This is a genomic window from Microbacterium sp. NPDC080220 (genome assembly GCF_040686395.1).
Classification (GTDB): domain Bacteria; phylum Actinomycetota; class Actinomycetes; order Actinomycetales; family Microbacteriaceae; genus Microbacterium; species Microbacterium gawkjiense.
Genome location: NZ_JBFBOP010000005.1, coordinates 108805 through 131286, shown reverse-complemented (window position 1 = coordinate 131286; position 22482 = coordinate 108805). Strand labels below are relative to the sequence as shown.

General features: G+C 66.3%; 17 protein-coding genes and 1 pseudogene. 11 read left to right on the top strand and 7 right to left on the bottom strand.

Annotated features, from left to right (window positions below):
- Nucleotides 1-4: 4 nt before the first annotated feature.
- The 6 genes from rpsG (at nucleotide 5) to AB0P29_RS09695 (ending at nucleotide 6543) form a co-directional block, all read left to right on the top strand.
- A complete protein-coding gene (rpsG, locus tag AB0P29_RS09720; protein WP_018187368.1) occupies nucleotides 5-475 on the top strand; it encodes a 30S ribosomal protein S7 in 471 nt (156 codons plus the stop codon).
- A gap of 77 nt (nucleotides 476-552) precedes the next feature.
- The gene (gene fusA, locus AB0P29_RS09715; RefSeq protein WP_064003335.1) at nucleotides 553-2667 is read left to right on the top strand and encodes an elongation factor G; all 2115 of its coding nucleotides are present in this window, start codon (nucleotides 553-555) and stop codon (nucleotides 2665-2667) included.
- Nucleotides 2668-2814: 147 nt separating this feature from the next.
- The gene (gene tuf, locus AB0P29_RS09710; RefSeq protein ID WP_251581760.1) at nucleotides 2815-4008 is read left to right on the top strand and encodes an elongation factor Tu; all 1194 of its coding nucleotides are present in this window, start codon (nucleotides 2815-2817) and stop codon (nucleotides 4006-4008) included.
- Nucleotides 4009-4145: 137 nt separating this feature from the next.
- Nucleotides 4146-4361 carry a hypothetical protein gene (locus AB0P29_RS09705; protein WP_359919730.1) on the top strand — a complete coding sequence of 72 codons (216 nt, stop codon included), beginning with the start codon at nucleotides 4146-4148 and terminating at the stop codon, nucleotides 4359-4361.
- A 125-nt stretch (nucleotides 4362-4486) separates the two neighbouring features.
- Nucleotides 4487-5578, top strand: coding sequence for a glycosyltransferase (locus tag AB0P29_RS09700; protein WP_363379546.1), 1092 nt, complete (start codon nucleotides 4487-4489; stop codon nucleotides 5576-5578).
- A complete protein-coding gene (locus tag AB0P29_RS09695; RefSeq protein WP_363379545.1) occupies nucleotides 5575-6543 on the top strand; it encodes a glycosyltransferase in 969 nt (322 codons plus the stop codon). The genes AB0P29_RS09700 and AB0P29_RS09695 overlap by 4 nt, the downstream gene beginning before the upstream one ends.
- A 6-nt stretch (nucleotides 6544-6549) precedes the next feature.
- On the opposite strand, the gene AB0P29_RS09690 is transcribed toward AB0P29_RS09695, so the two are convergent.
- The 3 genes from AB0P29_RS09690 to AB0P29_RS09680 are packed head-to-tail and all read right to left on the bottom strand — an operon-like array spanning nucleotide 6550 to nucleotide 9965.
- Nucleotides 6550-7623: a glycosyltransferase gene (locus AB0P29_RS09690; protein ID WP_363379543.1), complete on the bottom strand. Its 1074-nt coding sequence runs from the start codon at nucleotides 7621-7623 to the stop codon at nucleotides 6550-6552.
- Nucleotides 7620-8723, bottom strand: a complete 1104-nt coding sequence (locus AB0P29_RS09685) for a hypothetical protein (protein ID WP_363379542.1) — start codon at nucleotides 8721-8723, stop codon at nucleotides 7620-7622. Before AB0P29_RS09685 ends, AB0P29_RS09690 begins: the two co-directional genes overlap by 4 nt.
- A gap of 30 nt (nucleotides 8724-8753) precedes the next feature.
- The gene (locus AB0P29_RS09680) at nucleotides 8754-9965 is read right to left on the bottom strand and encodes a hypothetical protein (RefSeq protein WP_363379541.1); all 1212 of its coding nucleotides are present in this window, start codon (nucleotides 9963-9965) and stop codon (nucleotides 8754-8756) included.
- Between the two features lie 172 nt (nucleotides 9966-10137).
- Between AB0P29_RS09680 and AB0P29_RS09675 the strand changes: the two genes are divergently transcribed.
- The 3 genes from AB0P29_RS09675 (at nucleotide 10138) to AB0P29_RS09665 (ending at nucleotide 15526) form a co-directional block, all read left to right on the top strand.
- Complete coding sequence (locus tag AB0P29_RS09675; RefSeq protein WP_363379539.1) at nucleotides 10138-11127, top strand: rhamnan synthesis F family protein; 990 nt, start codon at nucleotides 10138-10140, stop codon at nucleotides 11125-11127.
- Complete coding sequence (locus tag AB0P29_RS09670; protein ID WP_363379537.1) at nucleotides 11124-14477, top strand: glycosyltransferase; 3354 nt, start codon at nucleotides 11124-11126, stop codon at nucleotides 14475-14477. Before AB0P29_RS09675 ends, AB0P29_RS09670 begins: the two co-directional genes overlap by 4 nt.
- Nucleotides 14478-14575: 98 nt before the next feature.
- Nucleotides 14576-15526 carry a hypothetical protein gene (locus AB0P29_RS09665; RefSeq protein ID WP_363379535.1) on the top strand — a complete coding sequence of 317 codons (951 nt, stop codon included), beginning with the start codon at nucleotides 14576-14578 and terminating at the stop codon, nucleotides 15524-15526.
- Between the two features lie 61 nt (nucleotides 15527-15587).
- Here the strand turns inward: AB0P29_RS09665 and AB0P29_RS09660 are convergent, their stop codons facing one another.
- The 3 genes and pseudogenes from AB0P29_RS09660 to AB0P29_RS09650 form a co-directional block, all read right to left on the bottom strand.
- Nucleotides 15588-17417, bottom strand: coding sequence for a glycosyltransferase family 4 protein (locus tag AB0P29_RS09660; protein WP_363379654.1), 1830 nt, complete (start codon nucleotides 17415-17417; stop codon nucleotides 15588-15590).
- Between the two features lie 198 nt (nucleotides 17418-17615).
- Nucleotides 17616-17963: pseudogene (locus tag AB0P29_RS09655) on the bottom strand (glycosyltransferase); the annotation flags it as partial.
- A gap of 37 nt (nucleotides 17964-18000) precedes the next feature.
- Nucleotides 18001-19437: a glycosyltransferase family 4 protein gene (locus AB0P29_RS09650; protein ID WP_363379534.1), complete on the bottom strand. Its 1437-nt coding sequence runs from the start codon at nucleotides 19435-19437 to the stop codon at nucleotides 18001-18003.
- A gap of 6 nt (nucleotides 19438-19443) precedes the next feature.
- Between AB0P29_RS09650 and AB0P29_RS09645 the strand changes: the two genes are divergently transcribed.
- A complete protein-coding gene (locus AB0P29_RS09645) occupies nucleotides 19444-19953 on the top strand; it encodes a hypothetical protein (protein ID WP_253034934.1) in 510 nt (169 codons plus the stop codon).
- Nucleotides 19954-20299: 346 nt separating this feature from the next.
- Here AB0P29_RS09645 and AB0P29_RS09640 read toward each other — a convergent pair whose 3' ends face one another.
- The gene (locus AB0P29_RS09640) at nucleotides 20300-21361 is read right to left on the bottom strand and encodes a hypothetical protein (protein ID WP_363379533.1); all 1062 of its coding nucleotides are present in this window, start codon (nucleotides 21359-21361) and stop codon (nucleotides 20300-20302) included.
- A 25-nt stretch (nucleotides 21362-21386) separates the two neighbouring features.
- Between AB0P29_RS09640 and AB0P29_RS09635 the strand changes: the two genes are divergently transcribed.
- Nucleotides 21387-22436: a hypothetical protein gene (locus tag AB0P29_RS09635; protein WP_363379532.1), complete on the top strand. Its 1050-nt coding sequence runs from the start codon at nucleotides 21387-21389 to the stop codon at nucleotides 22434-22436.
- Nucleotides 22437-22482: the final 46 nt, after the last annotated feature.

Sequence of the window (22482 nt, the reverse complement as noted above, 5' to 3'; positions counted from 1 at the left end):
CTAGATGCCTCGTAAGGGACCCGCACCCCGCCGCGTCGTCGTCAACGACCCGGTCTACGGTGCTCCGATCGTCACCCAGCTGGTGAACAAGATCCTCGTCGACGGCAAGAAGTCCATCGCCGAGGCCATCGTCTACAACGCCCTCAAGGGTGTCGAGGCGAAGAACGGCCAGGACGCCGTCGCGACGCTCAAGAAGGCGCTCGACAACGTCCGCCCCACCCTCGAGGTCAAGAGCCGCCGCGTCGGTGGCTCGACCTACCAGGTTCCCGTCGAGGTCAAGCCCCACCGCGCGAACACGCTCGCGCTGCGCTGGCTCGTCTCGTACGCGAAGGGTCGCCGTGAGAAGACCATGACCGAGCGCCTCCAGAACGAGATCCTGGATGCCTCGAACGGCCTCGGTGCCGCGGTGAAGCGCCGCGAGGACACCCACAAGATGGCCGAGTCGAACCGCGCCTTCGCGCACTACCGCTGGTAATCAGCACCTCGGCGGCCGGCCGGGTCACCCCCGGCCGGTCGCCCCGCGACATCCGTCACTACACGTAAGGACACCCCGTGGCACAAGAAGTGCTCACCGACCTCAACAAGGTCCGCAACATCGGCATCATGGCGCACATCGATGCCGGCAAGACGACGACGACCGAGCGCATCCTCTTCTACACGGGTGTCAACCACAAGCTGGGCGAAACCCACGACGGCGCCTCGACCACCGACTGGATGGAGCAGGAGAAGGAGCGCGGCATCACGATCACGTCGGCCGCCGTCACCTGCTTCTGGAACAAGAACCAGATCAACATCATCGACACCCCGGGTCACGTCGACTTCACGGTCGAGGTGGAGCGCTCGCTCCGCGTCCTCGACGGTGCCGTCGCCGTCTTCGACGGCAAGGAGGGCGTCGAGCCCCAGTCCGAGACCGTGTGGCGTCAGGCCGACAAGTACGACGTCCCCCGTATCTGCTTCGTCAACAAGATGGACAAGCTGGGCGCGGACTTCTACTTCACCGTCGACACGATCGTGAAGCGCCTCGGCGCCAAGCCGCTCGTGCTGCAGCTGCCCATCGGTGCCGAGAACGACTTCGTCGGCGTCATCGACCTCGTCGAGATGCGCGCACTGGTGTGGCCCGGCGACGCCAAGGGTGACGTGACCATGGGCGCCAAGTACGAGGTGCAGGAGATCCCCGCCGACCTCAAGGACCGCGCCGAGGAGTACCGCCAGCAGCTGCTGGAGACCGTCGCCGAGAGCGACGAGGAGCTCCTCGAGAAGTTCTTCGGTGGTGAGGAGCTCACGATCGCCGAGATCAAGGGCGCCATCCGCAAGATGACGGTCGCCGGCGAGCTCTACCCCGTGCTCTGCGGCTCCGCGTTCAAGAACCGCGGTGTCCAGCCGATGCTCGACGCGGTCGTCGACTACCTGCCGTCGCCCCTCGACGTGCCCGCCATCGAGGCGCACGACCCGAAGGACGAGGAGAAGGTCATCGAGCGTCACCCCGACGCCAACGACCCGTTCGCCGCGCTGGCCTTCAAGGTCGCCGTGCACCCGTTCTTCGGTCGCCTGACGTACATCCGCGTCTACTCGGGTCAGCTCGACTCGGGTGCGCAGGTCATCAACTCGACCAAGGGCAAGAAGGAGCGCATCGGGAAGATCTTCCAGATGCACGCCAACAAGGAGAACCCGGTCGACGCGGTCACCGCGGGCAACATCTACGCGGTCATCGGCCTGAAGGACACCACCACCGGTGACACCCTCGCCGACCCGAGCGAGCCCGTCGTCCTCGAGTCGATGACGTTCCCCGAGCCCGTCATCGAGGTCGCGATCGAGCCGAAGACCAAGGCCGACCAGGAGAAGCTGGGTGTCGCCATCCAGAAGCTCGCCGAGGAGGACCCGACCTTCCGCACCGAGCTCAACCCCGAGACCGGTCAGACGGTCATCAAGGGCATGGGCGAGCTGCACCTCGACATCCTCGTCGACCGCATGAAGCGCGAGTTCCGCGTCGAAGCGAACGTCGGCAAGCCGCAGGTCGCGTACCGCGAGACGATCAAGAAGACCGTCGAGCGTTACGACTACACGCACAAGAAGCAGACCGGTGGTTCGGGTCAGTTCGCGAAGATCCAGTTCGCGCTCGAGCCCCTCGAGGTCACGGCCGACAAGACGTACGAGTTCGAGAACAAGGTCACCGGTGGCCGCATCCCGCGCGAGTACATCGAGCCGACCAACCAGGGCTTCCAGGACGCCATGCAGGTCGGTGTCCTCGCCGGCTTCCCCATGGTGGGCGTGAAGGCGATCCTCATGGACGGCGCGTCGCACGACGTCGACTCGTCCGAGATGGCGTTCAAGATCGCGGGTTCGATGGGCTTCAAGGAGGCTGTCCGCAAGGCCAGCCCCGTGCTGCTCGAGCCGCTGATGGCCGTCGAGGTCCGTACTCCCGAGGAGTACATGGGCGACGTCATCGGCGACCTGAACTCGCGTCGTGGCCAGATCCAGTCGATGGAGGACGGAGCGGGCATCAAGATCGTCCGCGCCCTCGTCCCCCTGTCGGAGATGTTCGGCTACATCGGTGACCTGCGTTCGAAGACTTCGGGCCGCGCGGTCTACGCGATGGAGTTCGACAGCTACTCCGAGGTCCCGCGCGCGGTGGCCGACGAGATCGTCCAGAAGACCAAGGGCGAGTAACACTCGTTCTTCGGATGCCGGGGGCCCGGCCCCCGGCATCCGCCCAAACTGAATATCGTCACGTCAACTACACTGACAACATCCCCGTAGAAGCCCGGTCGCAATCCAGCGCCCGGATGACTACACGACAGTCCTGAGGAGGACCCAGTGGCCAAGGCCAAGTTCGAGCGGACCAAGCCGCACGTCAACATCGGAACGATCGGTCACGTCGACCACGGCAAGACCACGCTCACCGCTGCCATCTCGAAGGTGCTCGCCGACAAGTTCCCGTCGGCCACCAACGTGCAGCGTGACTTCGCGTCGATCGACTCCGCTCCCGAAGAGCGCCAGCGTGGTATCACGATCAACATCTCGCACGTCGAGTACGAGACCCCGAAGCGTCACTACGCACACGTCGACGCCCCGGGTCACGCTGACTACATCAAGAACATGATCACCGGTGCCGCTCAGATGGACGGCGCGATCCTCGTGGTCGCCGCCACCGACGGCCCGATGGCTCAGACGCGTGAGCACGTTCTGCTCGCCAAGCAGGTCGGCGTTCCCTACCTGATGGTCGCGCTGAACAAGTCGGACATGGTCGACGACGAGGAGATCCTGGAGCTCGTCGAGCTCGAGGTCCGCGAGCTGCTGTCCAGCCAGGGCTTCCCCGGCGACGACGCTCCGGTCGTCCGCGTCTCGGGCCTCAAGGCTCTCGAGGGCGACGAGCAGTGGGTCCAGTCGATCCTCGACCTGATGGACGCCGCTGACGAGTCGATCCCCGACCCGGTCCGCGACAAGGACAAGCCCTTCCTCATGCCGATCGAGGACGTCTTCACGATCACCGGTCGTGGCACGGTCGTCACCGGTCGCGCCGAGCGTGGCACCCTCGCCATCAACTCCGAGGTCGAGATCGTCGGCATCCGCCCGACGCAGAAGACCACGGTCACGGGTATCGAGATGTTCCACAAGCAGCTCGACGAGGCCTGGGCCGGCGAGAACTGTGGTCTGCTCCTCCGTGGTCTCAAGCGCGACGACGTCGAGCGTGGCCAGGTCGTCGTGAAGCCGGGTTCGGTTACGCCGCACACCAACTTCGAGGGCACTGCCTACATCCTCTCGAAGGAGGAGGGTGGCCGTCACAACCCCTTCTACACGAACTACCGCCCGCAGTTCTACTTCCGCACCACGGACGTGACCGGCGTCATCACGCTGCCCGAGGGCACCGAGATGGTCATGCCCGGTGACACCACGGACATGACGGTGGAGCTCATCCAGCCCATCGCCATGGAGGACGGCCTCGGCTTCGCGATCCGTGAGGGTGGCCGCACCGTCGGTGCCGGTACCGTCACCAAGATCCTCAAGTAAGTCCTTCGGACTCACCGACAGGGGTCGGGCCTTCGGGCCCGGCCCCTTCGTCGTTCCTGCAAGGGGGTGCGATCGGGTGGGGGCGGTCTTAGACTGACCGCGCCGCGGCATCCGCGGTCCGAGACGGAAGGGATCCCATGGGTATCGACGATGTGGTCAACAAGGGCAAGCAGTTCCTCGAGCAGCACAAGGAGGAGATCGACCGGAACCTGAAGTCGGACAAGGCCGAGGACGTCAGCGACAAGGTCCTCGACGCCGCGGCCGATTTCGTGAAGAAGGTCGCTCCCGACTCGGTCGACGCGAAGGTCGACGAGGTCCGCGACAACGTGGATCGGCGTATCGGGAACGAGTGATCCCTGCGAGGGGTCGGATGCTGCGGCATCCGGCCCCTCTGCTGTGCCCGGCCGGAGGTGGCGCGTCTGACAGAATGAACGTCGGACGGTGAGGATCGGATGACGCAGGTGAAGCGGGTCGCATCGTGAGCGGCATCCTGGTCCACGAGTGGCTGTCGCCGCGGGGCGGGTCCGAGAACGTCTTCGCCGTGCTGGGCGAGGTGTTCCCCGACGCGGAGCGCTGGTGCCTGTGGGACGAGAGCGGCGGGCGTTTCGAGGGCGTCGAAGAGACGCTGCTGGCCCGCACGCCGTTGCGCGGACGCAAGGCGGCCGCTCTGCCGCTCATGCCGTTCGCGTGGCGGATGCTGCCGCAGCGGGATGCGGACTGGGTGCTCTGCAGCAGCCACCTCTTCTCCCACCACGCCCGTTTCGGCGGGCGCGCCGCCGAGGCGCCGAAGCTCGTGTACGCGCATACGCCGGCGCGGTACATCTGGGTGCCCGAGCTCGACGGGCGCGGGCAGTGGCCGCTCGCGCGCGCGGCGTCGGCGATGCTCAAGCCGCTCGACCGGCGGCGGGCGGCCGAGCCCGTCGCGATCGCCGCGAACAGCGCGTTCATCGCGGAGCGCGTCGGCTGGGCGTGGGACCGCGAGGCGACCGTGATCCACCCGCCGATCGACGTGGCGAGGTTCGCGCAGGCGCGTGCCACGGATGAGACCGAGGGCGTGCTGGCGACGCTGCCGGCGGACTACCTGCTGGGTGTGTCCCGGTTCGTGCCGTACAAGCGGCTCGAGCTCGTCATCGACGCCGGGGTGGCGTCGGGGCTGCCGGTGGTCCTCGCGGGCGGCGGAGCCGACGAGGCGCGACTACGGGCGTACGCGGAGGACCGCGGGCACCCGGTGACGATCGTCCGGGATCCGTCGTCGACCCTGCTGGCGGCGCTGTACCGCGCCGCTGTCGCGCTCGTGTTCCCCGCCGTCGAGGACTTCGGCATCATGCCGGTCGAGGCGATGGCGACCGGGACTCCCGTCGTCGGCAACGCGGTCGGGGGAGTGGCGGAGAGCGTCGTCGACGGCGTCACCGGGGCTCTGGTGCACGAGTGGTCGGCGACGGAGCTCGCCGCTGCCGTCGAGCGGGCCGCGGCGGCCGACCGCGACGCCTGCGTCCGCCGGGCATACGAGTTCGATCGGCCGGTGTTCGAGGCCGAGATCGCGGCGTGGGTCGCACGGGAGGTCGGATGACCGCGCTCTTCGTCGACGACCGCTACCGGGGCGCCCACGGGATCGGCCGGTACGCGCGCGAGGTACTCGGGCGTCTCGACGTGCCGTGGCGGGACCTGGGCCTCGACGGGACGCCCTACGCGCCGCTCGACGCCTTCCGGCGCGTGCTCGGACCCGCGCCGGCGGACGTCGTCTATTCGCCCGGGTACGGCGCGCTCCTGCGCGCCCCGCGTCAGGTGCTCACCGTGCACGACCTCATCCAGTTGCAGACGGCCTGGCCGGGTCGGGCGAAGTTCCTCGCCTACTACAACGGTCCGGTGCGTCGGGTGGTCCGCCGGGCGGGGGTCGTCCTGACGGTCTCCGAGACGTCGGCCGAGGCGATCCGGGCCTGGCTCCGGGACGACAGCGTGCGCGTCGTGAACGCCGGCAACGGATGCTCGGCGGCGTTCACGCCCGAGGGGCCGCGGGAGGCGGCATCCGATCCGTACGTCCTGTTCGTCGGGAACACGCGGGCGCACAAGAACCTCGATGTCGTGCTGCGTGCGGCGGCGGTGGCCCCCGGCATCCGGGTCCGGACGGTCGTTCCTGCGGCCGAGGAGGCCGAGGTGCGTCGGCTCGCGGCGGAGCGGGGTGTGGCCGAGCAGGTGGGGGTGACGACGGGGGTCGACGACGCGCGCCTGGCCGAGCTGTACCGCGGCGCGGTGGCGACCGTCATGCCGTCGCTGCTCGAGGGGTTCGGGCTGCCCGCGCTCGAGTCGGTGGCCAGCGGGACGCCGGTGATCCACTGGAGCGGCTGCCGCGCCGTCGCCGAGATCGTGGCGGGGCGGGGGTGGGCTGTGTCCGATGCGCACGACGCGCACGAGTGGGCGGCGGCGATGACCGAGGCGGCCCACTCTGCGCGAACCGTGGCGGCACCGTCTGACGCGTACGACTGGGATCGGACGGCGCGGGTCGTGGCCGAGACCCTGACCCACGTGCTCGGCTGAGGGCGATCAGTCCGCGACGAGGCCGCTGAGGAACGTCGCGAGCTCGCCGGCCTTCGCCGCCCAGGTGTGGTTCTCCGCCGTGCGGCGACCCGCGAGGTTGGGGGAGGGATGCCGCAGCGCAGCCGCGAGCGCCGCGTCGGCCGTCGCGGGCGAGGCGTAGGTGTGGACGCCTGCGTCGATGTCGTTGCGGATGCCGGGGGTCTCGCGGGAGACCACGGCGAGACCGGCGGCGAGGTACTCGTGCAGCTTCATGGGGCTGCGGCCGGCGTTCGACGGGTCGTCGGAGAGAGGGAGGAGCCCGACGCGGGCGCCGCGGAGGAGCGCGGGGAGCTCGGCGTAGGGGACGGGGCCGGCGAGCTCGACATTCGAAGGCAGGGGCGCCGGTGGGGTGGGGCGGGGTCCGGCGATGACGAAGCGCACCTCGGGGTGGGCGCTCGCCCAGGCGTGCAGCTGCTGCCAGTCGAAGCGGGCGTCGAGCGCGCCGACGTACACGCAGGTCGCCGGGCGGGTGTCGGCATCCGTCGGCGGATCGGCGAACGCCGCGAGGTCCACGCCGTTCTCGATGACGAGCGAGGGGAGGGTGAGGTGGCCGAGACCGCGCAGGACGGCGCCGGAAGTTGCGACGACGGCGTCCGCGGACGCGAGGATGCGGTCCTGCAGGGTGTGCTTGAGTCCGTCGGGGTAGAGGTCGGTGGGGCGGTAGACGAGGGTGTCGCTGAGTCCGCGCACGCTGTCGTCCCAGAGCAGCGGCTGGTCGATGAGGACCGCGTCGAACCGTGGCTCGATCCCGGCGCGGGCCAGAGCCCGCGCGTCGCGGAAGGTTCCCCAGGGGCGGGGGAGGGCTGTGCGGGGGACGAGGTGCGTGACGCCGTCGTCGTCGCGGTGCGCGTGGCGCGGGACGGCCGACGAGACGGCGCGAGGGATGCGTCCGGTGAGGCGGTGGGCGAGCGAGATCGGGGTGGAGAGGTGGACGACCTCGGCGCCGAGGTGGGCGAGTTCGCGGGCGTAGTGGTGGCTGCCGACGCGGAAGTCGCCGAAGACGTGCGTGTGCGAGAGGAACAGGACGCGGGCGCCGGTCACGCCCGTGCCGTCCGGATAGCGGTGCGGATCTCGTCTTCGATGCGGGTGAGGTCGGCGGAGGCGGCCGCGATGCGCCTGGTGATCTCGTCGATGCGGTCGGTCTGCCGCCGCATCCGCTCCAGCATCTCGGTCGCCGTCATCGTCGCGGCGTCCGCGGTGGTGTCGGCGAGCCCGATCGTCGCGAAGGCCGCCGTGATCTTGTGCGTCGGCGAGGGGACGAGCTCCAGCGGAGCCGCGCCCGAGAGTGCGGCCAGGACGAGGACGTGCATGCGATCGCTGATCACCAGGCGCGCGTCGTCGTAGCGCTCGCGGAGCCGGGCTTCATGCGTGACGGGGTCGGTGTCGCCCCACGGCTCGAACGTTCCGCCGAGGGCGTCGGCGAGGTCGCGGGAGCGTTCCTCGTCTTCGCGCACCTGGACGACGGTGCGGATGCGGAGGCCCTCGGATGCGGCGAACCCGCGGACCGCCTCGATCCAGTCCCCGTTCGGCATCGGTCGCGTCCCGCGCAGGCTGACGACGAGGTCGCGGCGGTTCTCCCACGGGACGCCGGGACGGATGCCGGCGCCGAACCCGATGTCGGGGACGACGCGGCTGCCGCCGGCGAGGGCCGCACTCGCGGCATCCCGCCAGAGGGCGAACTGCGACAGGCGGGCGGCGAACGTATGGATGGCGGTGGCCGGTTGGGTGGGGGCACGGATGCCGCGGGGCGGCCGGACCACGACGCCGCCCTTGAGGCGGATGAGGAGCGTCTCGGCGAGGAAGACGAGCTCACGCAGGACGTTGCCGCGGTCGAGCGGGATCTCGCCTGACTCGAAGACGAGGACCGGGCGGCGCGGCGCCGTCGCGATCAGCCACAGCCACCGTGCGACGCTTCGCTTGGAGCGGAGGACACGGGTGCCGGAGGGCAGGCCGAGCTGGAGCAGCCAGGTGTCGGGAGCCTCACCGACGTAGACGATGAGCTCGTCGGACGTGCCTATCGCCCAGCGGACCGCCTCGCGTCGGATGAGCGCGTCGCCGATGTTGCCGGCCGGGCCCGTCGCGGAGACGAGGGTGCGGGTGGGGCGAAGTGACGACGTGAGATCGTCACCGGCGCTGCGCATCTGACAACGATACTGATCGATCGGTCATGCTCACCGCGCGGGAGCTCTGCCCATCCCCGAGAGCGTGGCAAGAATCGCATCCGGCAAAGGAGCGCCGAGGCTGCCGTCTCGAGGGGGAAGATAGCCGACGCTCCGGGGTGCGCCGTTCCGCGCGCTCGTCACAGCGTTCAGCAGCGCCTCACAGAGAGCAGGGGGCGAGCCCTCCACGGCGACAATTCGCGGGTGCATCGTGTGGCGGGATCCATCGACCTCATTCGTGACGGCGACCGACCCTGTCATGGCGAGATCGAACGGCATGTGGCTCGGGTGTGGCGTCGCCTGGAGGGCCAGGCCGACGTCTACCCGTGAGAGCTCACTGAAGTATGACGATCGGTCGAGCACGCCGAGGTTGTGCATCACCGTCCCCTGCGCCAGCGAGACGTCTTCGCCCTCCTCGCCGGCCATCACGAATGAAACCGTGCGTCCTTCGCTACGAAGTCTCTCAGCTGTCATTGTCAGAGCGGCGATGCCGAGATCGAACATGTTTCGCGGCTTCGACGGTCGGCCGTAGAAGAGCAACCGCGGAACTGGCTCGCGAAACCGTCGCGCGGCGGCCTGCTGCAGGTTCCAGGTGTCGAATTGGGGGGCGAAGATCTGAGCCCGATCCACATGGTGGCCACGAGCCGTCAAGAATCGCGCCACCTGAGTACCGTTAACCAGCAATGCGAAGCCCGCCGAGTAGGTGGACTCTGCGAACGCTCGCTCGTGCGGGCCTGCGAAGTACTCGGCCTCGTAATCCTGCACGAGATAGATCACCTGATCGCATGAGAGCTTCCCCGCCTGTGCCGATACGTCGAGTGCGTGTGCGGTCATCCAGTGGGTAGCCACCCAAATGTCGTCTCGTCCGAAGCTGGTGTCGGTGACCTCGTATCCACAGACGACTTCCCAATTCACGCCGTCGAAGACGGAAGAGAGCTTCGCGACCCGCTCTCGCTCGTATTCCGCTCGCGCAGGCGGGTCGAGCCGCTCCTGCGTCAACAGGATCAGCCTGACGGCCACGTCGAGGAGGCCGGCGGTGACCGCCGCGACCTCGATGGCCGTCTTCACGCCCGCGAACATTGCTTCTGGATGAAACTCGAGAAGCACCAAGTTGAGTCGTGGCGGCGCGTCGACAGCGCGCACTTCCAGGAACGAACTCGCCAACGGGTTCGATGAGTGCTGCGGGCTATGAGGGTTGACCTCACGATCGTCTGCGAGCGACATCTGCGCCGATCCTCCTCGAACTCGCTACGCATCAGCACGGTGCGAAGGCTCCCGGCGACACAGTAGTAGGCTAACCCGGCTGGGGGGCGCAACCGGCTTGGTGTCGCTCGAGCAGGATCGCGTTGTGACGTGCGAGCAACGTGTCGCGAGAAGTTGGCGGGTTAGGTCACGTATGTCATTGCTGGTGGTCATGGCGCATTTCGACGCGCACTCGATTCTTCGCAAGCACACCCTGGACGCTCTTCGAAACTACTCACGGGCGGCGACCCGGGTGATTGTGGTGTCGACGTCAGGGATCCAGTCAACCGATTACGTCGACTTGCCCCGCAACGTCGAGTGGATCAATCGCACCAACTACGGTTACGACTTCTACAGCTACAAATGGGGATTGGACGTCGTCGGTGATTACGCCGCCTACGACCGGCTCCTTCTCGTCAACGACACCTTCGTCGGTCCTATCGTCCCTCTCGACTCGATACTCGACAGCCGCCAGGCTCAGACGTTGGACGTCTTGGGCATGACCTGGTCTGAGAACCACGGCGGGCACGCTCAAAGCTTCTTCGTCAGCTTCACGAACGCAGTGACCCGTTCGAACGCATTCCAAGGTTTCTGGCGCGAGATGGTGCCCGTTTCGCAACGTAAATCCGTCATCATGCAATACGAAGTCGGCCTCACTACCGTGCTGACCGATGCCGGCTTCAGCGCCGGAGGTTATCTCCAGCCGACAGCCGCGGAGCTGGATCTCGCGATGCGGAGACGGGCGTATCAGGCTGATGTGCGTCTCGTGCCCGGGGGTAAGGGCAAAGTCGTCAGCGACGTCCGGCTCGTGACCGACGAGGAACGCCGCTCCTTCAATCCGGCCATCGCTCTTGCCGATCGTTTTCTCATGAACGCACGGCTCCCTCTGCTCAAGTTCGACACCTTGCGCTTCGATCCATACGGCCTGGGCGCGACCCAGCTACTGAGTGAGGCGGAATCAAGGCTGGGCGAGCACATGGAAGGAGTTCGGTCCTTCCTTCGCGACACGCGATCGAATTATCCGTTCCGCGCACGTGAACACAACGCGCTCAGCGACACCTCATTTCTGAAGAACAGCGGACTCGGATACTGCTCGGACCCCGAATACCGCCGGCTGAATACCCCTGGAGAGCAGGAGTCATGAAAGATAAACGTCGCGCAGTCCTCGTTCTGATCGCTGGTCTCCTCGTCGCAATGGCGTCGCTTGTCGCGTTCGCTGCCCCGGCGTGGCTGACCTTCATCGCCGTCGTGCTCCAGATCGCCCTCGTGCTCGTCGTCGTCGATACACGGCGGGCACTGAGTCTGCGGATCCTCGCGGCTGCGAAGAACTTTGAGACTCGGCTCAATCGGAGGCTTGGGTCCCCGAGGGGCGTCCCGTCGCGGAAATCGGCTCGAGCGAAGGCACCTGATCGACCTGCGCCCGACACGCGCGAGGCCGATGTGAAGAAGATCCGCGCTTCGCTCGTCTTCGATCAGGAGTGGTACGAGAGCGAAGTTGCAGGACAGTTCCGTTCATTGGACGACGCCATCAAGCATTACCTCAACCGTGGACGGAAGGCGGGTTTCAGTCCTCACCCCCTCTTCCAGCCCGCCTGGATGATGCGCGGCACGTGGTCGAAGGTCGAGAAAGACCCGTTGCTGTCCTATCTCGAGAACGAGGATGGACTGTGGGCTAAATCGACCTCGCCGCTCTTCGATCCCGCGCATCTCCGGGATGATGTCGTTGACGCTGAGTATGGGCCACTCACCGGCTTCCTTCGTGACGCCGGATCGGACTCCCCTCTTCCGTACGGCTCCTCAGGCTCGCTGCGAAGCGGCATCACGCTGGACGACGTACGTTCCTTCCTGCGCAGCCACGTATCCGGTTGGAGAGAACGCGAGCACGTGCTGGCACCGACTCGGGGCAGTCGCGTTGCGCCACCTGAAACCGACGCTCTCGAGGAGGCGCGCGAAGCCCTCCGTGCGCGAGGCGAGGATTTGCCGCTCGTATCGATCATTCTGCCCACCTGGAATCGATCTGGGCAGCTTCGTGCCGCGATGCAATCGGTGTTCGACCAGACCTACCCGAGATGGGAATTGCTGATCGCTGACGACGGGTCGATTGACGACACACTTCAGGTCGTCAATGCCGTCGCCGCGACAGATTCACGCGTCATTCCCCTGGAGCTGCCGCACCGTGGAGTGAGTGCCGCTCGGAACGCTGCCCTCGCGCGCGCCAAGGGTGAGTACATCGCGTTCTTGGATTCGGACAAGCAGTGGGAGACGGACTTCCTCTTCTCCATGGTCGCCCACCTCGAGCTAAGCGGAGGTCAGGCGGCTTACAGTTGCGTCGAGGTTTCTCTGAACGGAGCGTCACTGTTTAGGACGACTCCGGCGACACCTGAATCTTTGTTGGTCGCCAACTCGATCGACCAGACCGCGATAGTCGCGCGGCGGGAACTGATCATGTCGGTCGGCGGGTTCGATGAGGATCTTCGCCGCGCTGTGGACTACGACCTCATCCTGTCCTTGGTCGGCGCAGCTGAGCTGGATCAGGTTCCCTACGTGGGCGTCAAGTACAGCGAAGACGATCAGGACCCCAACCGGATCAGCGAAGCAGAGTCGATCGCGTGGAACTTCTACGTCCGCGATCGTCGGCGATGGGCGGATGCTTCGCTCCCTGAATGCGAACCGGGTCTGGTGAGCATCGTGGTCGACGGTGTGAGGACGTTCGATGAGGCTCGAGCTACTCTCGACGACCTCAAACAGCACGTCGGGGCTGCGGATGCGGAGATACTTCTCCTCCCCACATCGCATGCGTGGCCGGTACTGCAATCGGTTCTGCTCGCAGAATTCTCGGTCATGAATGTGCGCGTCATGCCTGCCGTCGGCGTGAACGATCGGCCCGCGCTGCGCCTTAACCACGCTTTGCGCGCTGTGCGAGGAGAGTACGTCTACGTCACCAATGCTCAAACGGCACACATGGATGGGCAGATAGTCGAGCTGATCGATCGTCTCCACCAAACTGACGCGGCGGTCGTGCACCCCGTGGTCCTGGACAGGCGTCGTCTGATCCAGGACGCAGGTGTGGTGTACGCGCCCAACGGCAGAGATCCGATCGGGCTGCTGGCCGGACTGCCTGCCGACTGGGCCACGGGGGTCTCCGCGCACGTGAGTGTCCCCGGCGCCACTGTTCCGTTCCTCATGCGAACGACCACAATGCGCCACATCAACGGTTTCAATACCAAGTTGCGCCAGCTATGGGCCGACATCGACATGTCGCAGCGTGCGGCAGCGGCGGAGGCGAAGCCCGTGATCGTGGATCTCGGCAACGCCGTTCAAGCACGCGAGCCGTCGCTCTTCACCCCGAAACCCGAATCCAAACATGACGTGCTCATGTTCCACGACCTTTGGGACGAAGCTCCGTCGGGCTCCACTGAAGCGGCTGCGACGCTGGGGGTCATCCCGGCGTTTGAGGGGTTCTCATCGCTTTCCATTCCCCTGGAACCGTCGAGATGGTCCCGCGCACGGTGGCAGCTCCCGTCAGAGCAGCCCGCGCTGGTCATCGGAGACAGGCCGCAATCTCCCCTGAGGTGGTCCATCAAGATGGCCGCACCGGCAGATGAACGGTCATTGGTTTGGGGAGATTTCCATTTCGCCAATTCGCTCGCACGTGCTTTACGCGAACTCGGCGAACGGGTTTCGGTCGATTACGGGCCCAACATTGACCGCGAAACAGCGAACTCCGACCAGGTCGTGGTCAACCTCCGCGGCCTGCGGACAGCGCCCCTCCCGGCGGGAGCGACGAGCGTCATCTGGGTGATCAGCCATCCGGACGAGGTGACGCCGCAGGAGCTCGCGTCTTACGACCTTCGTTACGCGGCCAGCACCTCGTGGGGCGGGCGGATGATGGATCAGTGGGGCATCCAAGTCGACACCCTGTTGCAGTGCACGGATCCTGACTTGTTCTTCATCCAGGACGACTCGGTACCTGCGGTCGCGGACAAGCTTCTGATGGTCGGAAACTCTCGGAAGCAGTATCGGCCAGCAGCGTGTGAAACCGCGAACGCCGGTCTTCCTGTGGTGATCTACGGAAACGGGTGGGAGGGATTCGTCGATGGGTCGAACATCGCCGGTACTTACGTACCGAACGATGAACTGCGACGCTTCTATCGAAGCGCCCAGTGGTCGCTGAACGATCACTGGGCGGACATGCGCGAACTTGGGTTCGTTTCGAATCGCGTCTTCGACGTTCTCGCTTCCGGGGGCCGTCTGCTGACGGATCGTGTGGACGGCTTGGATGATCTGTTTCCCGCGGCTGTGCTCCCTCGCGGGGTCGCTACATTCGGGTCTCCCGTGGAACTGCTCGCAATCGCCGAAACGGGTCCGTCGAAGTACTACAACGAAGCGACACTCAGAGCCGTATCGGATTACGTTCGAGAGCAGCACTCATTCTTGGCGCGTGCGCGCGTCCTCCAAGAGGATGTTCGACGTCACCGCACTGCCAACTACTAACGGCGGCGGTCTCGTCCTCGGTAGCGAATCGTGACGGATCTCAAGCGCGGAGGATCCCTATCAGGGGAGGACCCCCGCAGGGGAAGAGAGAGGCAAAAGTGACCCACGGCATCGTCTCGCCCGACCACACGGGCGAGCTGGAATACTCCGCAGTATCTCTGCCGATCGGAGCATTATCCGAGGACCATTCCGCGGTGGTGGGCGCGGGGGGTCACCTTTTCCTTGTCGGAGGGAGTAACGGCCTCATTCGCCAGTACGCGGAGCCCACCGAAGCTGATCAGATCGCATCCCTCCGGGCCAAAGTTCTGGCGTGGTCGACGCTGACCGAGTCTCGCGACTCCCGGGCCCGCGCCGCCGGCGCCGAGTACGTGCAGATTTGCATACCTGACAAGTCGAGTTCGCTGGACAGCCGCGTGGCGGGTCTTGGTCCCGTCACTCCGTTGCTGCGGGACGTCGACCGCGAATTGGCAGACGCGCCCTTTTATGTGAGCGGCCGGAGTGCCCTCGCCGAAGCTTCGCAGGATTCGCGCAGCGTAAACGATCTGTGGCTTCGGGGCGACTCGCATTTGGGGCCGCGTGGGGCTGCCGTGGAAGCTCGCGCGCTCATCTCCGCCCTCACCGATGCGTCATTCATGGACGATGTCCGTTTCTCGCCTTCGGGTGTCTTCCTCGGGGATCTGGGTGCTCGGTTCTTCGGCCGTCCGATCCCGGAGCCCGATCTTGTTCCAGCATCTCCGTGGCTCGAGAAGGTTGCGCAGGGACGCGTCCTGCAGAGTGAGCACCGGCCAGAGAGCGGGCACACCGGGCGGATGCTCCACTGGGTGACGCCGCAGGCACCGATCGATGCGAAGGTGCTCGTGTTCGGCAACAGCTTTTTCAGCGGCGGGGATCACCCGAGAGGGTTGAATTTCTGGATATCGCGCGCCTTCAAAGAACATCGCTTTGTGTGGAGTGCTGAGATGTTGGATGAGGTGATCAGCGAACAGCGGCCGGATGTCATCATCTGCCAGACCGTCGAGCGCTTTATGACATCAGTGCCACCGGCTTGAGTCCCGTTGGGTCATCCCGCCTCACATTGACGGCGCCGAGATGTCGCGAAGAGATCTGAGCTCATCGCTCGAACAGACGATGCTTGAGCGTCTGAGCAAGCGGTCGCAGTGCCGGGATTCGCTCTAGGAGCCGGTTCGCGGTCGGCCGGAGTGCTTCCGCCAGCGAAGTGATGCCCGACTCGCCGCTCGTGCTCGGGGCGGCGGCGGTGACCGCTGCGGCAGGCAGGGTGCGCGTGGCATCAGACGGCGCCTGCGTGAAGTCTTCAGCGAAATCGATCGCGAGGTCGATGAGCTGCTGCGCATCAGCCGTCGTCGGATCCGGCGAGTGGTCGTGATGCAGCTTACCGGCGAAGAGTCCTCGGTAGTACGGGGTCAGATCCTGTGCCCGCACACGCTCAGCTGCCGCAAGCGATCCTGATGAGAGCTTTTCGTAGCGCTGAGGATCGGAGATGATCGTCACGATCGCTGCCGCCAGGGCAGCGGCATCCCGTTGTGGCGTGGTGACGACGCCCTCGTTTCCGTCGAGCAGCTCGAGCCAAGGTAGGTCGTACATGGCAACGGGGAGGCCGTGGGATTGGGCCTCGGGGAGCGTGAGCGGATGTCCTTCGATGACGCTCGTGTTCACGAAGACGTCAGCGGAGTCGATCGCTGCTTGCAGATCCCCGCCCGTGAGCAAGCCCGTGATCTCCACCTGAGACTCGAGTCCGGCGCGCGCGACACGAACCTCCAGGTCGCTGCCTGAGAGGTCGTTCCAGTCTGGGCCGACGATCCGGAGGCGGAAGTCGACGCCCCTTCCGGCCAGTTCGCTCGCAACCGCGATCAACTCGGATGGTCGCTTGGTCCTCTCCTCGAGGCGTCCCCACCAGATCAGCTCCGCGCGGCGCCCGCGCGGCGCGGTCCGGGGCGAGGACCGGCGAGCTTGCGCCACGAAGATGTCCGAGGGCGGGTTCGGGAGGAAGACCGTGCGCGGCATCCCGCGAAGCTTCCAGAACGCGACGTCGAGTCGCGACAGAACCACGAAAGTCGCAAGAGCCGGCAGGTGGCGGGTCTGGAAGTCCAGGCGCTTCAGGCCGAGCAACACAGGGCGCAGCGCGAAGTTGTGAGCCCAGCCGATCGTCGCGATCCCCTCTGCTCTCGCTGCCAGTGCGAAAGTCGGCCACCCGAGCGAGTAGAGGATGCTGTGATCGATGACGACATCGATGTCGCGGTCTCGGCAGACAGCGACGAATGCCGCCAGCTGATCCGCAAGGCCACCCGGAGCAAGCTCCACCTGGTCAACCGCTGGTACGCCGATCGGTGCCGATGCTTCGTGGGTGAGGACGGTCACCGCATAGCCGGCGTCGGTGAGGAGCTGCGCCTGTGCGCGGATGACGCCTGACACTCCGCCTGTACGCAGCGCGCTTGTCGTGATGAGCACGTTCCGGATCGATCGTGTCCCGAGGTCGACCCGTCCGCTGTTCGCGGCGAGGACGTCGAGGCTGGCCGGGAAGTGGCGGGCCACCGCGCGGACGATGTCAGGGAACGCAGCCCGAGTTCGGAGGTGCGCAAACGCTGTCTCGAGAAGATCGTCGGGGGTGTGCTGGGCGACGTAGGACGTGGTGTAACCCACGATGAACTCTCTGACAGATCGGTAGGCGTCGAGAACCCTCCCGCCGTTCGCGTTGCGAGAGGCGATGCTCGTGACGATGTCCCCGATGGCGTCGATGGATGAGATCCCGCTTGCGTAGAACGTGACCTTCTCGAGCGACTGCAGCTTGTGCCCACTGCTTCCTTGGCCGAAGTGGTAGCGGTACAGCCGATCCGGGATAGACGCGAACCGCCGTGCGCGCGCAGCCGTCAAGAACATGACGGGAAGGTCGTTGACCCTCGGCAGCACGAGCTCGTCCGGCACGAGTTCGTAGACGTCGCGCAGGATCTCGGTGCGGAACAGATACCGCCACAGCTGGCCCTGGGCGGGCTCGTCTTCCGGGAAGAGTGCGCGGAGGACCTCATCCCCTTCCAGTCGGTCATGTCGAGGCTGCAAGCGCGACTCGAAGCGTCCTCCCGTCGTCCCGTCGATTCGGACGACGTCGACGCCGAATTGGAGGAGGTCCGTGTTCTGCGCGCGAGCACGTTCCAGCGTGACTTCGGCGGCAGCGGGGGCCAGCTCGTCATCGCCGTCGAGGAAGAGCAGATGATCTGCACGCGCTGCCATCACTCCAGCACGACGCGCTTGGAGGGCCGACGCATTCTCCGGCTGGCGCAGGAGTCTGACCCGGAAGTCTCGGTCGACGAAGCGATCGACGACCTGGGTCGTGCCGTCCGTGGATGCGTCATCGACGACGATGACCTCGATGTCCCGGAGGGTTTGTGCGAGGCAACTCTCGAGCGCGGTCGCGATGTGCTCTTCGTCGTTGTATGCGGGGATGACGATCGAAACGAGGGGCTTCGTGATCATTGCAAGGTGCGCCCTTCCGAGGCGGGGAGAATGCGGTTCACCGCAGCAGCAGGTGTTTCACTCGGCGCGCCAGCGGACGCAGCCAAGGTGCGATGGCCAGCACGCGATGAGCGCTCGGAGTGAACTTCCGCTCGAATCGACCGCGCGTCGTGGCCGGAGGCAGACGTCGATCTGCGCGTGGTCGCGGTGCCTGCCGCGGCGCCCGGTTCTCTGCGAAGAACAGCAGAAGGTCCAGAGACCGCCGCGCGTCTTCGAGAGTCGGCTCCGGTGAGTGTGTGGACGGGAGCGTTCCGGACAGGAGTCGGCCGTAGAGATCGGCGAAATCAGCGGATGCCGCGCGCCGGGCCGCTGCCAGCGATGCAGCCGACATCGCCTCGTACCGCTCTCCATCCTTGCCCAGTTCCGCAATACGAACGGCGAGGGCACGTGCATCTCCTTGAGGCGCAGTGACGACTCCGTCGTTGTCCTGGAGGAATGCGAGCCACGGCAGGTCGTACATCGCGACGGGGAGACCCCGAGACTGAGCCTCGGGGAGGGTCAGCGGGTATCCCTCGATGATGCTCGTGTTGACGAAGAGGTGTGCCGAGTCGATGGCGGCCAGCAGGTCGTCGCCACGTCGCGGGCCGACGGCTTCGACGAGGTCCGCCACACCGCGTTCGGACGCGAGTGCGTTGAGCCGATCTCTGGACATATCGGCCCAGTCCGGCCCCACGATGGTCATCCGGAACCTGGTTCCGAGGGCTTTCAGCTGGGCCGCGACCTCGACGAGTTCGCTCACCTTCTTCGTGTGCTCCTCGAGCCGCCCCCACCAGATCAATTCGAGGCGGCCCTCCGGTCGCGGTTTGGCCCGCGCGTCGTCAGGAGTGTCGAGCAGCATGGGCGACGGCGGGTTGGGAAGGTACGCGACTCGCTCGATGCCGCGCAACTTCCAGAAGGCGACGTCCAGCGGGGAGAGCACGATCAGTTGGGCGAGGGCGCCGAGATGCTGCTGCAGAAGGGAGTGCAGCTCGTTCCCGTTGTACGTCGGCCGGCCTGCGAAGTTGTGGATCCATCCGATCGTCGCGGCTCCGAGAGCCCGAGCTGCCAACGCATACCCGGGCCAGTCGCGTGAGTAGAGGATGCGGTGATCGATGACGGTATCGATCTCGTTGCGTCGACAGATCTCGGCCCACTGCAGAAGTCGGTCGCGCGGCGTGGTGGCAGTGAGGTGTTCGACGGTGACTCCGTCGGGGGCTGCGGACGGGTCGCTGCCCGCGCGATGCGTTGCGATCGTGACCCGGTGACCGGCATCCCTCAGGATCCGGGCCTGAGCGAGGAGTACGCCTGAGACCCCGCCCGTCGTCAGGATGTTGGTGGTGAGCAGAACGCTGCGAGGCCCCCCGGCGAGTTCGACTCGTTCCCCGTCCTGAGCAAGCACGGCGAGGAACTCCGGCACGAACTCCGAGGCCGCAAGAACGACATCGAGGGGATTCACCCGGGCGTGGAGGACCTCGAGCAACTGCCGTGGAACGCCGTCGGATGTGAGAGCGCGGATCGAGCGCGCGATGAAGGCGAGCCGCACGGAGCGGAACCCCTCGAGAAGTGGCTCCGGGTTGGCGATCTCTCGGGCGCGCTTTCTGACCGGCCCCTCGATCGTGACGAACGCATCCACATCGCCGAAGGCGATCTCTGCCTGTCCGGGTGCGGATGCGTGGTGATCTCCGGACGTCGGCGTGCGAATGCCCTCGAGTGCGCGGCTCGAAGCGCGATCCGCCAGTGCGACGGCCAAGAACATCCCGGCGGTGAAGCGCTCTGTGCGATCACCATCGCCGAGTTCGTCGGCCACTCGCCGGATCAGATCCGTGCGTACGAACAGGAGGACCCCGTCGGCGGTCAGGGGATCATTTTCGGGGAACAGATGACGGACGATATCCTCCTCCGCCATGACCGGAGGGAGCGTCGTTCCCGTTGCATCGTCGAAGAGGACGATGAGATCGCTGTCGTCGTCTGAGGAGGTCGTCGCCGCGACGCGGGCGGCCGCAGGCGGGACGTGCTCGCCGGCGCGCGCGATGAGCGTCAGAGGGGCCGCTGCTTGCTCGAGACCAAGACGACGGGCAGAAGCAGCCGACGTCTTCGGGGGGACGCGAACGATTCGGACACGATCGTCGGCTCCGCGGACGCGATCGAGATCAGGGTCGACGACGGTCTCGTCGACGATCCACAGAATCTCGAGGGCCTCGAGATCCTGATCCCGCCACGATCGGAGTGCCGTCTCGACGCGTCGGGTGTCCGACTCGGCGATCACGACGGAAACAAGGGGAGCGGGCTGCATCAAGATCCTGAATCGACGGTGATTTTCAGCGCCGCGCCGCGGATGCGGCCGCGCGGTAAAGGTCGCGATACATCGCGGCGACGGGGTTGGGAGCTCGCGAGGACAGCCGAGGGGCTTCGGTGAACGTCTCGGCGCGCATGGCGCGTACGGATGCCTCGAGCGTGGCGATGGTCAAGCGTCCCGGGTGAGTTCGGATCCATTCGGGGCCGATCTCGGTTGCGAGGGCCGCTGTCTCCGCGGTCTCTTCCACGAGGACGGGCCGGCCCAACGACACTGCGAGCATCATCGTCGCGTACGAGAGCGGATCCTCCGGGGCTGCGATCACGACGAACTCACTCGCCGTGATTTCGACCACCCTCTCCGCGTCGGAGAGAGCGGCGTCGCGAAGCGCGATCCTCCCGGCGTTACGCCCGGCGCTCCGAGCGAAGGACGCGGCCAACGCTGCCGGTGCGCGTCCGACGAGGCGGAGGGTCGTTCCTGGCAGGTCGGCGGCTGCGAACACTTTCAGCGGAGCCTCGTAGGCCGCATCGAAGACGCCTGACGTCAGCATGACGGCTCGCCCGGAGACTGCGTCAGCTCGGGGGTAGCCGAGGAATCGGTCACCGAGGTGACTCTGGGGGATGACGCGAGTCCGATGAACGTCCGGTGTCGGCTGCTCAGCGGACCGCGCTGCGAAGAAGGTGGTGGCGCTGTCGAGCATCCGTTCGGCAGGCGTACGTGTCTTCGATGCGGTCACCGTCTGGACGAGTGCGATGCGATGACGGCGAACGTGGGACGCGAAAGCGGTGGCTCGCCGCAGACGCTCACCGGCTGCAGTCCGTGGACCTCCGATGACCGCGTCGGGTGACAGCAGATGGATGACATCTACGTCTCGCGGATCGCGGATCACCGCCCGGAACTCGAGGGCCGTTCCCGTCGGGGCTTCGCCGGCCGCGTCGTCACCGACGAGCTGATCTACCTGCGCGGCGGCGTGAGTTGGCGGCCTTCCGGACACGAGCACTCGAAGGCCGGTTTCCGGCTCGGGGTCCAGCGTCCTCCGTCGCTTGCGATGAGCGCTCAGCAAGCGAAGCGGGAACGTGGGCGACACTCGACAAAGAATAGACTGCGGCGTAGTGAACACGAAAGCGACTCAGAACGTCTTCGCGCACCTCGCGGGCCAAGATGACAATCTCGGTGACTCTGCTCTCAGAGTCGCGTACTTGGAGGCTCTCCGCGGTCCCGACCGCCACCTCCATGTCTTTCTCGGCACGCCCACAACGGACTACGAGGCGGGTTTCCCCCACGCGGCGGACATCACCTACTACGTCCACAGAGCGGAGTGGGTGAAGGCGGAGAAAGCATCCACCCGACCGGTGCACGCCTTCAACGCGGGCGAGATCAACCCTCAGCCCGGTGTGTTTCCGGTGCCGCGGCGCGCGGCGGAATGCGCGAGGGTGCTCCGCGCAGGCGGCGCCCTGATCGTCGCCGGTATCGGCGTCAAGGATGTGAGCAAACTCGGGCCGGTGGCGTTCGACGCATCGTTCCGAGGAGCCACGGTGTTCTCGTGGCGCGATCAGGGATCGCGTGACGCTGCCGGATTCGGCGAGTTCGCCCCGGACTGGGCCTACTCTCTCGGGACTGATGTCGGTGCATGGTCACCTCGATCCGCGAGGGATCTCATCGCCGTGACCATGAGATTCGATCGACCGTGGCCCGGGGACCAGTGGCTTTCGGACATGCGTGCGCTGGGCTCCGCCACAGGGCGCAAGATCGTCACTCTCGCGCAAGTAGCGCGCGATGCGCCCAGGGCTGTGCGATTGGCGGAGGCTCTCGGAGGGGAGTACCTCGCCGCGGCGAGCATGAAGCACGATGAGCTCGACGCTCATGTCCGGTCCGTCTACTCGCGTTCGCTCGCGGTGGTGAGCGATCGTGCGCACGGATTGATCATGGGAGCGACGGAGGGAGCATTCCCCTTGGGCTCGGGCAGTGATCCTCAGAAGATCGGGCGTCTGCTGACGGCGGCCGGGCTCGGGGGTCTCGTCGGGCGGTACGAGGAGTTCGCCGAGTTCGCAGACAGGCTGCCCGATCATTTGGACAGTCTGGCGCCGGCCATCGCTGCGGCCCGAGCGGACGTCGCACACTTGACACGGACCATCCGTGCGGCCATGGACGCTGTCGCGTGAGCGCACGCCGTTCGCGCACCGGCCGGGCTTGTCAGGCAGGCCGAGT